Genomic DNA, 12,996 nt, shown 5'->3' on the forward strand with positions numbered 1-12,996 from the left:
GGCTACGTAGCTCAGTTGGTTAGAGCACATCACTCATAATGATGGGGTCACAGGTTCGAATCCCGTCGTAGCCACCATCTTTTTTTGCGGGAGTGGCGAAATTGGTAGACGCACCAGATTTAGGTTCTGGCGCCGCAAGGTGTGCGAGTTCAAGTCTCGCCTCCCGCACCATTCCCAAGTAAGCGTTGCACGGATGGGGTATCGCCAAGCGGTAAGGCACCGGTTTTTGATACCGGCATTCCCTGGTTCGAATCCAGGTACCCCAGCCATATTTCTTCGATTTTGCGGTTCTCCGCGGTATTGGGGTATCGCCAAGCGGTAAGGCACCGGTTTTTGATACCGGCATTCCCTGGTTCGAATCCAGGTACCCCAGCCATCGAAGATTGGAGTACTGGCTACGTAGCTCAGTTGGTTAGAGCACATCACTCATAATGATGGGGTCACAGGTTCGAATCCCGTCGTAGCCACCAAATTAGTAAACTATCGAATTATTCGGTAGACTAGAAAAAATTGTTGGGGTATCGCCAAGCGGTAAGGCTCTGGTTTCTGATACCAGCATTCCGAGGTTCGAATCCTCGTACCCCAGCCAATTTAAAAAGTCGTTAAGCCTTTTGTTTAACGCAATTGGGGTGTCGCCAAGCGGTAAGGCTCTGGTTTCTGATACCAGCATTCCGGGGTTCGAATCCCTGCACCCCAGCCACTTAGTAACAAAAAAGCCCGCTCTGCGGGCTTTTTTGTTTTTCAGAATTAAGTAGCCTGATGTCCTCACCCTGCCCCTCTCCCACAGGGAGAGGGCATAAAGTTTAGAGTCCCAGGGCGTATTTCAGCGCCTGACGTTTCAAACCACCGGCGCGTTCCGCCGCCATCAATCCTAAGTTACGCAAAATGCGTACCGGTGCTAAGTCATTGCTGAACCCGGCATAGAACAGGTCCATCCCCGACTGCATAATGAAGTTATCCGCCATCCGTCGCGTCTGGTAGCGCTTCAGTACCTGATGGCTGGCCCAGGACTCAGCATGCGAACGTGCACTGCCCAGGACATCCAGTAAGGCCTCAACATCACGATACCCCAGATTCACTCCCTGTCCGGCCAGAGGATGAATGGTGTGAGCGGCATCGCCCACCAGAGCTAAACCTTCTCGGGCATACTGCAACGCATGACGACGCGTCAGCGGGAATGCGCCTGCCGCGACCGGCGTGACATGGCCCAAACGGCGCGGGAAGTGCTGCAGAATTTCTCGCTGCAGTTGCTCCATTGAAAGTGCCTGTAGCTGACGAATGCGCGCCGGTCTGTCGTACCACACCAGCGATGCCCAGTTATCGAACAGCGGTAAAAAGGCGTGCGGCCCATTCGGAGTAAAGTGTTGCCAGGTACTTTCACCGGGTGCGTTCTCGCACTGAACGGTGATCAGCATGCAGGACTGCTGATATTGCCAGGCATGAACTCCAATTCCGGCCATCTGCCGGACCTGTGAATTAGCACCATCAGCCCCCACCACCAGCTTCACGGACAGCTCATCGTTGTTATCCAGCGTCAGCACATAGCCGCGCTCGTGATGATGTAGCGCCTTGAGCGATGCAGGCACGCGTAGCGTCACCGTTGGATGAGCCTCCAGCGCCTGCCAAAGCGCTAGCTGAAGGGCGTTGTTTTCGACCATATAGCCCAGACGCGGCAATTTCAGTTCGGCGGCATCGAATGCAACGTGGGCGTTTTCCCATTCCCAGGTTTCGAGCCGACGGTAAGGATGCGCGCGCATCGCCAGCACCGCATCCCAGACGCCCAGCCCGCGAAGCAGATCAACGGAGGCCGCGCTGATGGCAGATATGCGCACGTCAGGCCTGGAAGCAGGATCAAATGCTGCAGGGGCAACCTGTTCGATTACCGTGACTTCAAATCCCTGCTGCGCCAGCCCCAGCGCCAGTGCGCCGCCGACCATACCGCCGCCGACAACGGCAATTTCGGTTTGTTGGAGTGTCATGGTCAATTTTCCTTATTGCAGAATCCCTTAAGTTTACCGGATTTTTGTGGTCTTGAGGTTGACAACCTTCATACTGGTCACAACCGCACCAAAGCATTACAATACGCGGCTTGCAATCCTGAGCTGAGCAAGTCGATGACTAAAAAACTCCATATAAAAACCTGGGGCTGTCAGATGAACGAATACGATTCATCGAAGATGGCCGATCTGCTGGATACAACCCACGGATACCAGCTGACTGATAATGTGAAAGAAGCCGATGTGCTGCTGCTTAACACCTGTTCAATTCGTGAAAAAGCGCAGGAAAAAGTGTTTCACGTGTTGGGTCGCTGGAAACTTCTCAAACGAAAAAATCCGGACCTGATCATTGGCGTGGGTGGCTGCGTCGCGTCGCAGGAAGGCAAGCTGATCCGCCAGAGAGCCCCCTATGTGGATATTGTCTTTGGTCCTCAGACCCTGCACCGCCTGCCGGAGATGATCAATCAGGTTCGTGGCAACCGTAGCCCGGTCGTTGACGTGAGCTTCCCGGAGATCGAAAAGTTTGACCGTCTGCCAGAGCCGCGCGCTGATGGCCCGAGCGCTTTCGTCTCCATTATGGAAGGCTGCAACAAATACTGTACGTATTGCGTGGTTCCTTACACGCGCGGTGAAGAAGTCAGCCGCCCGGCAGACGATATTCTGTTTGAAATCGCGCAGCTTGCCGCACAGGGCGTACGCGAAGTGAACCTGCTAGGCCAGAACGTTAACGCCTGGCGCGGAGAGAACTACGACGGCAGCACCGGCAGTTTTGCTGAACTTCTGCGTCTGGTGGCCGCGATTGACGGTATCGACCGTATTCGTTTTACCACCAGCCACCCGATGGAGTTTACCGACGACATCATTGAGGTTTATCGCGATACGCCAGAGCTGGTGAGTTTCCTGCATCTGCCAATCCAGTGCGGCTCTGACCGCGTGCTGAACCTGATGGGCCGCCCGCATACGGTGCTGGAGTACAAATCCACTATTCGTAAGCTGCGTGAAGCCCGTCCGGATATCCAGATTAGCTCCGATTTCATCGTCGGCTTCCCTGGCGAAACCGCTGATGACTTCGAGCGCACCATGAAGCTTATCGGCGAGGTCAATTTCGACGTCAGCTACAGCTTCATCTTCTCAGCACGTCCAGGAACTCCCGCGGCCGACATGGTTGACGATGTTCCTGAAGAAGAGAAGAAGCAGCGTCTGTATATCCTGCAGGAGCGTATCAATCAGCAGGCAAACGCCTGGAGCCGTCGCATGCTCGGTACTGTTCAGCGTATTCTGGTGGAAGGCACCTCTCGTAAGAGCATTATGGAACTGTCCGGCCGTACCGAGAATAACCGCGTGGTGAACTTTGAAGGCACGCCGGATTTGATCGGTAAATTTGTGGACGTTGAGATTGAGGAAGTGCTGACCAACTCCCTGCGCGCGAAGCTGGTGCGCACCGAGGATGAAATGGGTCTGCGAATTGCTGAATCTCCGGAATCCGTTATTTCCCGCACCCGCAAAGTCAACGATTCTGGCGTAGGCATCTATCAGCCTTAATCCTTCAGGCCTGCCTTTTCGGCAGGCCTTGTATTTCTCCTCGTCGTCCCCAATATGCATACCAATGCTTGCGCCTTTATTCTATGGCGTGAATACTTTCGGTAATGACAGTTTTATGATGCCAGACCTACAAAACACTCAAAGAGGAACGGTTTGAATATAGACACGCGTGAAATTACCCTTGAGCCAGCAGACAACGCTCGCCTGCTGAGCCTGTGTGGGCCGTTTGATGACAACATCAAACAATTGGAGCGACGTCTGGGTATCGAAATCAATCGTCGCGACAACCATTTCAAACTCACCGGACGTCCTATCTGCGTCAATGCGGCTGCTGATATTCTGCGTAGTCTATATGTCGATACCGCGCCAATGCGTGGCGAAACGCAGGATATTGAACCGGAACAGATCCACCTCGCCATCAAAGAGGCGCGCGTGCTTGAACAAAGCGCGGAAAGCGTGCCGGACTATGGCAAAGCCATCAACATCAAAACCAAACGCGGTGTGATTAAGCCGCGTACGCCAAACCAGGCGCAGTACATTGCCAATATTCTCGACCACGACATTACCTTCGGTGTGGGTCCAGCAGGTACGGGTAAAACCTACCTCGCCGTTGCCGCAGCGGTGGATGCCCTGGAACGTCAGGATATTCGTCGTATTCTGCTGACCCGTCCTGCAGTAGAAGCGGGTGAAAAACTGGGCTTCCTGCCTGGCGATTTGAGCCAGAAGGTCGACCCGTACCTACGCCCGCTGTATGACGCGCTGTTCGAGATGCTCGGTTTTGAGAAGGTTGAAAAGCTCATTGAGCGTAACGTTATCGAAGTCGCCCCACTTGCCTACATGCGCGGCCGTACGCTCAACGATGCCTTTATCATTCTTGATGAGAGCCAGAACACCACCATCGAACAGATGAAGATGTTCCTGACGCGTATCGGCTTTAACTCAAAAGCGGTAATCACAGGTGACGTTACCCAGATTGACCTGCCGCGCAGCACCAAGTCCGGCCTGCGCCATGCCGTCGAAGTGCTGGCCGAGGTCGACGAAATCAGCTTTAACTTCTTCCACAGCGAAGACGTCGTGCGCCACCCGGTTGTGGCCCGCATCGTTAACGCGTATGAAGCCTGGGAAGAGGCGGATCAAAAACGTAAGGCCGAGCTGGCCGCAGAACGTAAGCGCGAAGCGCAGGAGCAAGAACATAAATGAGTCAGGTGATCCTCGATTTACAGCTGGCCTGTGAAGACAATTCCGGCATGCCAGAAGAGGCACAGTTTCAGAAATGGCTGGATGCGGTCATCCCCCAGTTTCAGGAAGAATCAGAAGTCACGATTCGCCTTGTTGATGAAGCAGAAAGCCATGAGCTTAACCTGACCTACCGTGGGAAAGATAAGCCAACCAACGTGCTCTCTTTCCCCTTTGAAGCCCCGCCAGGGATCGAGATGCCCCTGCTGGGCGATCTGATCATCTGCCGTCAGGTGGTTGAACAGGAAGCCAAAGAGCAGCAAAAGCCGCTTGAGGCCCACTGGGCGCATATGGTGGTACATGGCAGCCTGCATCTGCTGGGCTACGATCACATTGAAGATGAAGAAGCAGAAGAGATGGAGTCCCTCGAGACAGAGATAATGCTTGCTCTGGGCTATGAGGATCCGTACATTGCCGAGAAAGAATAGTCAGACAATCGCTGACTAACATGCCGCCGCGCAAGGATATCGCGCGGCGGTAAACGTTGAACTAACAAGAGAACCCTTAACAAACGCCATGAGCGACGACAATTCACACAGTAGCGACACGACAACCAGTAAAAAGGGATTTTTCTCCCTCATTCTGAACCAGCTTTTCCACGGTGAGCCCAAAAACCGTGACGAACTGCTGGAGCTGATTCGTGATTCCGGGCAAAACGACCTTATCGACGAAGATACGCGCGAAATGCTCGAAGGGGTCATGGACATCGCTGACCAGCGCGTCCGCGACATCATGATCCCCCGTTCGCAGATGATCACCCTCAAACGTAACCAGACGCTGGACGAGTGCCTCGATGTGATCATCGAATCAGCCCACTCGCGTTTCCCGGTCATCAGCGAAGATAAAGATCACATCGAAGGGATTTTGATGGCGAAAGATCTGCTGCCGTTTATGCGCAGCGATGCCGAAGCCTTCAGCATGGAAAAAGTGTTACGCCAGGCCGTGGTTGTACCGGAAAGCAAGCGTGTGGACCGGATGCTGAAAGAGTTCCGCTCTCAGCGCTACCACATGGCGATTGTTATTGATGAATTTGGTGGTGTGTCCGGTCTGGTCACAATCGAGGATATCCTTGAGCTGATCGTCGGTGAAATCGAAGACGAGTATGACGAAGAAGAAGATATCGACTTCCGTCAGTTGAGTCGTCACACCTGGACCGTGCGCGCGCTGGCCTCCATTGAGGACTTCAACGATGCCTTCGGTACCCACTTCAGCGATGAAGAGGTCGATACCATTGGCGGTCTGGTCATGCAGGCCTTTGGGCACCTTCCGGCACGCGGAGAAACCGTTGACATCGACGGTTACCAATTCAAAGTCGCGATGGCCGACAGTCGACGTATCATTCAGGTTCATGTCAGAACGCCGGACGATTCACCGGTACCAAAACTGGAAGATTAATGTAAATGGCATTTGCCCCATTACTTGAACGCCAGCGCGTCCGTTTGCTGCTGGCGCTGTTACTCGGAGCCAGCGGTACGCTGGCTTTTTCTCCTTATGACATCTGGCCTGCGGCCATCCTTTCGCTGATGGGGCTCCAGGGGTTAACGCTGAATCGCCGCCCCGTTCAGGCCGCCGCAATTGGCTACTTCTGGGGGTTGGGGCTGTTCGGCTCTGGCATTAACTGGGTTTACGTCAGCATCGCCCAGTTCGGCGGCATGCCTGGCCCGGTCAACGTCTTCCTCGTAGTTTTACTCGCCGCCTACCTCTCACTTTACACCGGTCTGTTCGCAGGCATACTTTCTCGCCTGTGGCCAAAAACGACCTGGCTGCGCGTCGCTATCGCGGCACCGGTTGTCTGGCAGATCACAGAGTTTCTGCGCGGCTGGGTCTTGACCGGCTTCCCGTGGCTGCAGTTTGGCTATAGCCAAATTGACGGCCCGCTGAAAGGACTCGCGCCACTCATGGGCGTTGAGGCGATTAACTTCTTGTTGGTGGTTGTCAGCGGCCTTCTGGTGCTGGCGCTGGTTACCCGCAGCTGGAAACCGCTTGTTGTGGCGCTGGTGTTGTTTGCACTGCCTTTCCCGCTGCGTTATATCCAGTGGTTTAGCCTGGTACCTGAGCGCGCCACGCAGGTTTCGATGGTACAGGGCGACATTCCGCAGGCAATGAAGTGGGATGAGAAAGAGCTGCTGAACACGCTGAAAATCTACGCTAACGCCACCGAAGAGGTGATGGGCAAATCACAGCTGATTATCTGGCCGGAGTCTGCTATTCCGGATTTGGAAATCAATCAGCAGCCTTTCCTGAACATGATGGATGACCTGCTTCGCGCACGCGGCAGCACGCTGATTACCGGTATTGTTGATGCGCGTCTGAATCAGCAGAATCGATACGACACGTACAACACCATCATTACGCTCGGCAAAGGCAGTGAATACAGCTATAGCTCCACCGATCGGTATAACAAGAATCATCTGGTCCCCTTCGGCGAGTTTGTTCCGCTGGAATCGATTCTGCGACCGCTGGCGCCGTTCTTCGATCTGCCGATGTCCTCTTTCAGCCGTGGTCCTTACGTACAGCCACAGCTGCATGCGCAAGGCTTTGCGCTGACGGCGGCCATTTGCTATGAGATCATCCTCGGCGAGCAGGTACGCGATAACTTCCGCCCGGATACTGACTTCCTGCTGACTATCTCAAATGATGCCTGGTTCGGTAAATCGATTGGCCCGTGGCAACATTTCCAGATGGCGCGTATGCGTTCCCTTGAGCTGGCGCGTCCGCTGCTGCGTAGCACCAATAACGGCATTACTGCAGTGATTGGCCCGCAGGGTGAAATTCAGGCCATGATCCCGCAGTTCACCCGTGAAGTGCTGACCACGAAAGTTACGCCGACCACCGGACTGACGCCATACGCCCGTACCGGCAACTGGCCACTATGGATCCTGACGGCCCTGTTTGGATTTGGCGCGCTGCTAATGAGCCTTCGTCAGCGTCGTAGATAACCGCCCCATCACCCTAACCCTCTCTCTTTCTGAGAGAGGGTCATTTTTGGCACGCCTATTGCTTTGTTTAAACACGCAAACGCGGTATGGCTTAACGTGCAACCTTGTCGCACCAGCGTAGATCATCAGCAGCACCGAAACGGTGCAACGAGAGATTATTGCCTCTGAATGGTGCGGCGCGCTTCGCAAAAATAAACAATAACGCAGCAAAATCTTTACATTAAGCCAGACTAAATGTTAACAAGCTTGCATAACACTGCACTCGCATAGCGCGAGATATAACAACATCACAATGGGTATCAATGCGTCACTGGCGCTGATAAGAAAGGAGTTGGGTATGCAATTACGTAAACTGGCCACAGCAATGCTGGTTATGGGAATGTCCGCAGGCGTCGTTCACGCTGAAGACGCTCCGGCAGCAGGAAGCACTCTCGATAAGATTGCCAAAAATGGCGTGATCGTGGTCGGCCACCGTGAATCTTCTGTCCCGTTCTCTTACTACGACAACACGCAAAAAGTCGTGGGCTATTCGCAGGATTACTCCAACGCCATCGTTGAAGCTGTGAAGAAAAAGCTGAACAAACCTGACCTGCCGGTGAAGCTGATTCCTATCACTTCACAGAACCGTATTCCACTGCTGCAAAACGGCACCTTCGATTTTGAGTGTGGATCCACCACCAACAACCTTGAGCGTCAGAAACAGGCCGCGTTCTCCGACACCATCTTCGTGGTAGGCACCCGCCTGCTGACCAAGAAAGGTGGCGATATCAAAGATTTTGCCGATCTGAAAGGCAAAGCGGTTGTTGTGACGTCGGGTACCACGTCAGAAGTGCTGCTGCACAAGCTGAATGACGAGAAGAAAATGGATATGCGCATCATCAGCGCGAAAGACCATGGCGACTCTTTCCGTACTCTGGAAAGTGGCCGTGCTGTCGCGTTTATGATGGATGACGCCCTGCTGGCCGGTGAACGCGCGAAAGCGAAGAAACCAGACAACTGGGAAATCGTGGGGACGGCCCAGTCTAAAGAAGCTTACGGCTGTATGCTGCGTAAAGACGATGCTGACTTCAAAAAACTGATCGATGACACCATCGCTCAGACGCAGACGTCCGGCGAAGCGGAAAAATGGTTCGACAAGTGGTTCAAGAACCCAATTCCACCAAAAAACCTCAACATGAACTTTGAACTGTCTGATGACATGAAAGCGCTGTTCAAATCACCAAACGATAAAGCTCTTAACTAATTAGAACGACAGGGGCGGGATCTCCTGCCCTCTCGATTGTCGGGAAGCATGGACAGACTATACGTTGAGTGGTCGTTCCCCACTCAGCGCGAAAAATGAGCTTCTCACCAATCTTCGAGGGTAGCGCTGCTACCCTTTTTTTTCTGGAGTTTATTATGTCAATTGACTGGAACTGGGGCATCTTTCTGCAACAAGCCCCGTTCGGCAACACCACCTATCTTGGCTGGCTGTGGAGCGGCTTTCAGGTCACCGTAGCGTTATCGATAACGGCGTGGATTATCGCGTTTCTTGTCGGTTCGCTGTTCGGTATTCTGCGCACCGTCCCTAACCGCTTTCTCTCAACGCTCGGCACTTTGTATGTGGAACTGTTCCGTAACGTTCCGCTAATCGTGCAGTTCTTTACCTGGTATCTGGTTATCCCGGAACTGCTACCGGAAAATATCGGCATGTGGTTTAAAGCGGAGCTGGATCCGAACATTCAGTTCTTTGTTTCCTCCATGCTATGTCTGGGGCTATTCACCGCCGCGCGCGTTTGCGAGCAGGTGCGTGCTGCCATTCAGTCTCTGCCGCGCGGGCAAAAAAATGCCGCGCTGGCAATGGGCCTAACGCTGCCGCAAGCCTACCGCTACGTGCTACTGCCAAACGCCTACCGCGTGATCGTCCCGCCGATGACCTCAGAGATGATGAACCTGGTAAAAAACTCGGCCATCGCCTCGACCATCGGCCTGGTCGATATGGCTGCGCAGGCAGGTAAGCTGCTGGATTACTCCGCCCACGCGTGGGAGTCCTTCACTGCGATTACGCTCGCGTACGTTCTGATTAACGCTGTCATCATGCTGGTGATGAACCTGGTTGAACGCAAAATTCGCCTGCCGGGCAATCTGGGGGGCAAATAATGTACGAATTTGACTGGAGTTCTATTGTTCCTTCCATGCCGTATCTGCTTGATGGTTTGGTGATTACGTTAAAGATCACTGTTATTGCCATCATCATTGGTATCGTCTGGGGCACCCTGCTGGCGGTGATGCGCCTGTCGAGCTTTAAGCCATTCGCCTGGTTTGCGACCGCCTACGTAAACGTTTTCCGCTCCATCCCGCTGGTGATGGTGCTGCTGTGGTTTTATCTGATTGTTCCTGGCTTTTTGCAAAACGTCCTGGGGCTGTCACCAAAAACCGATATCCGCCTGATCTCCGCCATGGTGGCGTTCTCAATGTTTGAAGCCGCGTACTACTCAGAGATTATCCGTGCCGGTATTCAGAGCATCTCCCGCGGGCAGTCCAGCGCTGCGCTGGCGCTGGGAATGACGCACTGGCAGTCAATGCAGCTCATCATTCTGCCGCAGGCATTTCGCGCCATGGTTCCACTCTTGCTCACCCAGGGCATCGTACTGTTCCAGGATACGTCTCTGGTGTATGTGCTGAGCCTGGCAGACTTCTTCCGTACGGCGTCCACCATCGGTGAACGTGATGGAACCCAGGTCGAGATGGTACTCTTCGCAGGTGGGGTCTACTTTGTGATTAGTTTAAGCGCATCGCTGTTGGTCAGTTGGCTGAAGAAAAGGACTGTATAATGATTTCCCTGAAAAATGTTTCTAAATGGTATGGGCACTTTCAGGTGCTGACCGACTGCTCCACCGAAGTGAAAAAAGGCGATGTGGTCGTCGTATGTGGACCATCAGGTTCCGGTAAATCCACGCTGATTAAAACGGTGAACGGCCTGGAGCCGGTGCAGCAAGGTGAAATCCTCGTTAACGGCACCAAAGTCAACGACAAGAAAACCAACCTGGCTCAGCTACGTTCCCACGTAGGGATGGTGTTTCAGCACTTTGAACTGTTCCCGCACCTTTCCATTATCGAGAACCTGACGCTCGCGCAGGTGAAAGTGCTGAAGCGCGATAAAAAGCTCGCGCGCGATAAAGGCCTGAAGTTACTGGAACGCGTAGGGCTTTCTGCTCACGCCGATAAATTCCCGGCGCAGCTTTCGGGTGGCCAGCAGCAACGTGTGGCAATAGCCCGCGCGCTGTGCATGGATCCGGTAGCCATGTTGTTCGATGAACCTACTTCTGCACTCGACCCTGAGATGATCAACGAAGTGCTGGACGTCATGGTCGAACTGGCGCACGAAGGAATGACCATGATGGTGGTGACCCACGAAATGGGCTTCGCACGCAAAGTAGCAAACCGCGTCATCTTTATGGATGAAGGGAAAATCGTGGAAGACTCGCCGAAAGAAGAGTTCTTCGCGAATCCGAAATCAGAACGTGCGAAAGATTTCCTCGCCAAAATCCTGCATTAATCTTCTCAGTGCGCAATCTGCGGATTGCGCACTGCTTCACGCTTTATAGCTCTTTCTCTCGTCTCCGTCACATTCCAGCGTTAACCTTGTCACAAAATAATGCTAAGAATGGAGATCTCTATGGCACAGCCCATCATTCTCGATTGCGATCCGGGTCATGACGACGCAATCGCCCTCGTCCTTGCCCTCGCCTCCCCTGAACTCGAGGTAAAAGCCGTCACCTCATCCGCCGGAAACCAGACACCAGAGAAAACCCTGCGCAACGTGCTGCGCATGCTGACGCTGCTAAAGCGCCCGGATATTCCTGTCGCAGGCGGAGCCGTCAAACCGCTGATGCGTGAACTGATCATCGCGGACAATGTTCACGGTGAGAGCGGGCTGGATGGCCCTGCGTTACCCGAGCCCAGCTTCGCACCGCAAAACTGTACCGCCGTTGAGCTGATGGCGAAGGTGCTGCGTGAAAGCCCTGAGCCAGTAACGCTGGTTGCCACCGGACCGCAAACCAACGTCGCGCTGCTGCTCAACAGCCATCCGGAACTGCACGGTAAAATTGCCCGTATCGTCATGATGGGCGGCGCGATGGGCCTGGGTAACTGGACGCCTGCCGCCGAATTCAACATTTTTGTCGACCCGGAAGCCGCAGAAATTGTCTTCCAGTCGGGTTTACCCATTGTGATGGCAGGGCTGGACGTCACCCATCGCGCACAGATTATGGCTGATGATATTGAACGTTTCCGTGCGATTGGTAACCCGGTGTCGACGACGGTGGCTGAACTGCTCGACTTCTTTATGGAGTATCACAAAACCGAGAAATGGGGCTTCCACGGTGCACCGCTGCACGATCCTTGCACGATAGCCTGGCTGTTAAAACCGGCGTTGTTTACCACGGTGGATCGCTGGGTGGGCGTGGAAACCCAGGGGAAATATACTCAGGGAATGACGGTGGTGGATTATTACTGTCTGACGGGAAATGCACCGAATACCACGGTGATGGTGGATATCGATCGTCAGGGGTTTGTGGATTTACTGGCGGAAAGACTCGAACACTATAGTGCGGCCTGATGCCCTCTCCCACAGGGAGAGGACGCAAACACTCAAACGGCAACTATGTTGCCGTTTTGCTTTTACCTAGGGCTCAAACGGACGTCGCTGAAACTGATCGTGCCCGCATTTTGGACACAGCGGCAGCACGTCAGGCGTATAGACCGCAATATGGTGATGGCACTTCTCGCACACCAGATTCCCCAGCCCCACGACTTCGCCGCTGTGATAAACGCCGTGATGGTTCAGATCCTGAAACACCTCGCGCCATTCAAGCTGCGTTTTGTCGGTGATGTCAGCCAGTTCCTGCCAGAGGCTTTCCTTAATTACCCGCATAAAAACGCTGTCGGCGACCTCCTCCTGGCTCTCCTCATAGCTGCGCGCAAACTCCTCAAGATCCCGGCGTACCGCTCGCGTCACTTCTTCGACTTCCGTGCGCGTTAACTCACCCGTTTGCGTCACCTTTGCCCGCGCCTGTTCAACCAGAGCATCAATATCACGTTCACCATTACGCAGCCGTTCCGTCAGTGTTGCCACCAGTTCGCGGTAAAATTGAGCAACCTTGTTCATCATTTTGCCTCCCGGGTAAGTAACTATTTCTAATAATAGACCTTATTTCATCACCGCTTTGTCAGGTGAAGCACAGACCCGGTAAATTCCTGCAAAGCGCATTTGTGCGAAAGGCTGTTTTGACGCGGACGTT

General features: G+C 53.8%; 12 protein-coding genes and 7 tRNA genes. 17 read left to right on the forward strand and 2 right to left on the reverse strand.

Annotated elements, in window-relative coordinates:
* The 7 genes from V5P19_RS10100 (at position 1) to V5P19_RS10130 (ending at position 700) form a co-directional block, all read left to right on the forward strand.
* A tRNA-Met gene (locus V5P19_RS10100) sits at positions 1–77 on the forward strand.
* A 9-nt stretch (positions 78–86) separates the two neighbouring features.
* A tRNA-Leu gene (locus V5P19_RS10105) sits at positions 87–171 on the forward strand.
* A gap of 23 nt (positions 172–194) precedes the next feature.
* Positions 195–269, forward strand: a tRNA-Gln gene (locus V5P19_RS10110).
* Positions 270–301: 32 nt separating this feature from the next.
* A tRNA-Gln gene (locus tag V5P19_RS10115) sits at positions 302–376 on the forward strand.
* Positions 377–393: 17 nt separating this feature from the next.
* Positions 394–470 (forward strand) — tRNA-Met (locus V5P19_RS10120).
* A gap of 44 nt (positions 471–514) precedes the next feature.
* A tRNA-Gln gene (locus V5P19_RS10125) sits at positions 515–589 on the forward strand.
* 36 nt (positions 590–625) lie between these two features.
* A tRNA-Gln gene (locus V5P19_RS10130) sits at positions 626–700 on the forward strand.
* A gap of 103 nt (positions 701–803) precedes the next feature.
* Here V5P19_RS10130 and ubiF read toward each other — a convergent pair.
* Entirely contained in the window at positions 804–1,979 is a 1,176-nt protein-coding gene (ubiF, locus tag V5P19_RS10135) for a 3-demethoxyubiquinol 3-hydroxylase (protein WP_334402771.1), read from the reverse strand.
* A 135-nt stretch (positions 1,980–2,114) separates the two neighbouring features.
* On the opposite strand from ubiF, the gene miaB reads away from it, so the two are divergent.
* The 10 genes from miaB (at position 2,115) to rihA (ending at position 12,314) form a co-directional block, all read left to right on the forward strand.
* The gene (gene miaB / locus V5P19_RS10140) at positions 2,115–3,539 is read left to right on the forward strand and encodes a tRNA (N6-isopentenyl adenosine(37)-C2)-methylthiotransferase MiaB (RefSeq protein WP_334402773.1); all 1,425 of its coding nucleotides are present in this window, start codon (positions 2,115–2,117) and stop codon (positions 3,537–3,539) included.
* A 153-nt stretch (positions 3,540–3,692) separates the two neighbouring features.
* On the forward strand, positions 3,693–4,739 hold the full coding sequence (locus tag V5P19_RS10145; RefSeq protein WP_334402775.1) for a PhoH family protein: 1,047 nt from the start codon (positions 3,693–3,695) through the stop codon (positions 4,737–4,739).
* A complete protein-coding gene (gene ybeY, locus V5P19_RS10150; protein WP_334402777.1) occupies positions 4,736–5,203 on the forward strand; it encodes an rRNA maturation RNase YbeY in 468 nt (155 codons plus the stop codon). The genes V5P19_RS10145 and ybeY overlap by 4 nt, the downstream gene beginning before the upstream one ends.
* Before the next feature lie 88 nt (positions 5,204–5,291).
* The gene (gene corC / locus V5P19_RS10155) at positions 5,292–6,170 is read left to right on the forward strand and encodes a CNNM family magnesium/cobalt transport protein CorC (RefSeq protein ID WP_021242574.1); all 879 of its coding nucleotides are present in this window, start codon (positions 5,292–5,294) and stop codon (positions 6,168–6,170) included.
* Between the two features lie 5 nt (positions 6,171–6,175).
* Entirely contained in the window at positions 6,176–7,714 is a 1,539-nt protein-coding gene (lnt, locus tag V5P19_RS10160) for an apolipoprotein N-acyltransferase (protein WP_334402779.1), read from the forward strand.
* 337 nt (positions 7,715–8,051) lie between these two features.
* Positions 8,052–8,957, forward strand: coding sequence for an amino acid ABC transporter substrate-binding protein (locus V5P19_RS10165; RefSeq protein WP_334402782.1), 906 nt, complete (start codon positions 8,052–8,054; stop codon positions 8,955–8,957).
* A 155-nt stretch (positions 8,958–9,112) separates the two neighbouring features.
* Positions 9,113–9,853, forward strand: coding sequence for a glutamate/aspartate ABC transporter permease GltJ (gltJ, locus tag V5P19_RS10170; RefSeq protein ID WP_334402784.1), 741 nt, complete (start codon positions 9,113–9,115; stop codon positions 9,851–9,853).
* Positions 9,853–10,527, forward strand: a complete 675-nt coding sequence (gene gltK, locus V5P19_RS10175) for a glutamate/aspartate ABC transporter permease GltK (RefSeq protein ID WP_182060023.1) — start codon at positions 9,853–9,855, stop codon at positions 10,525–10,527. Before gltJ ends, gltK begins: the two co-directional genes overlap by 1 nt.
* Positions 10,527–11,252, forward strand: a complete 726-nt coding sequence (locus tag V5P19_RS10180) for an amino acid ABC transporter ATP-binding protein (protein WP_334402789.1) — start codon at positions 10,527–10,529, stop codon at positions 11,250–11,252. Before gltK ends, V5P19_RS10180 begins: the two co-directional genes overlap by 1 nt.
* A 120-nt stretch (positions 11,253–11,372) precedes the next feature.
* Complete coding sequence (rihA, locus tag V5P19_RS10185) at positions 11,373–12,314, forward strand: pyrimidine-specific ribonucleoside hydrolase RihA (RefSeq protein ID WP_334402791.1); 942 nt, start codon at positions 11,373–11,375, stop codon at positions 12,312–12,314.
* A gap of 66 nt (positions 12,315–12,380) precedes the next feature.
* Here rihA and V5P19_RS10190 read toward each other — a convergent pair whose 3' ends face one another.
* On the reverse strand, positions 12,381–12,863 hold the full coding sequence (locus V5P19_RS10190) for a zinc ribbon-containing protein (protein WP_334403492.1): 483 nt from the start codon (positions 12,861–12,863) through the stop codon (positions 12,381–12,383).
* Between the last annotated feature and the right edge of the window lie 133 nt (positions 12,864–12,996).

It is taken from the genome of Enterobacter sp. UNJFSC 003 (assembly GCF_036903355.1).
Taxonomy (GTDB): Bacteria; Pseudomonadota; Gammaproteobacteria; order Enterobacterales; family Enterobacteriaceae; genus Enterobacter.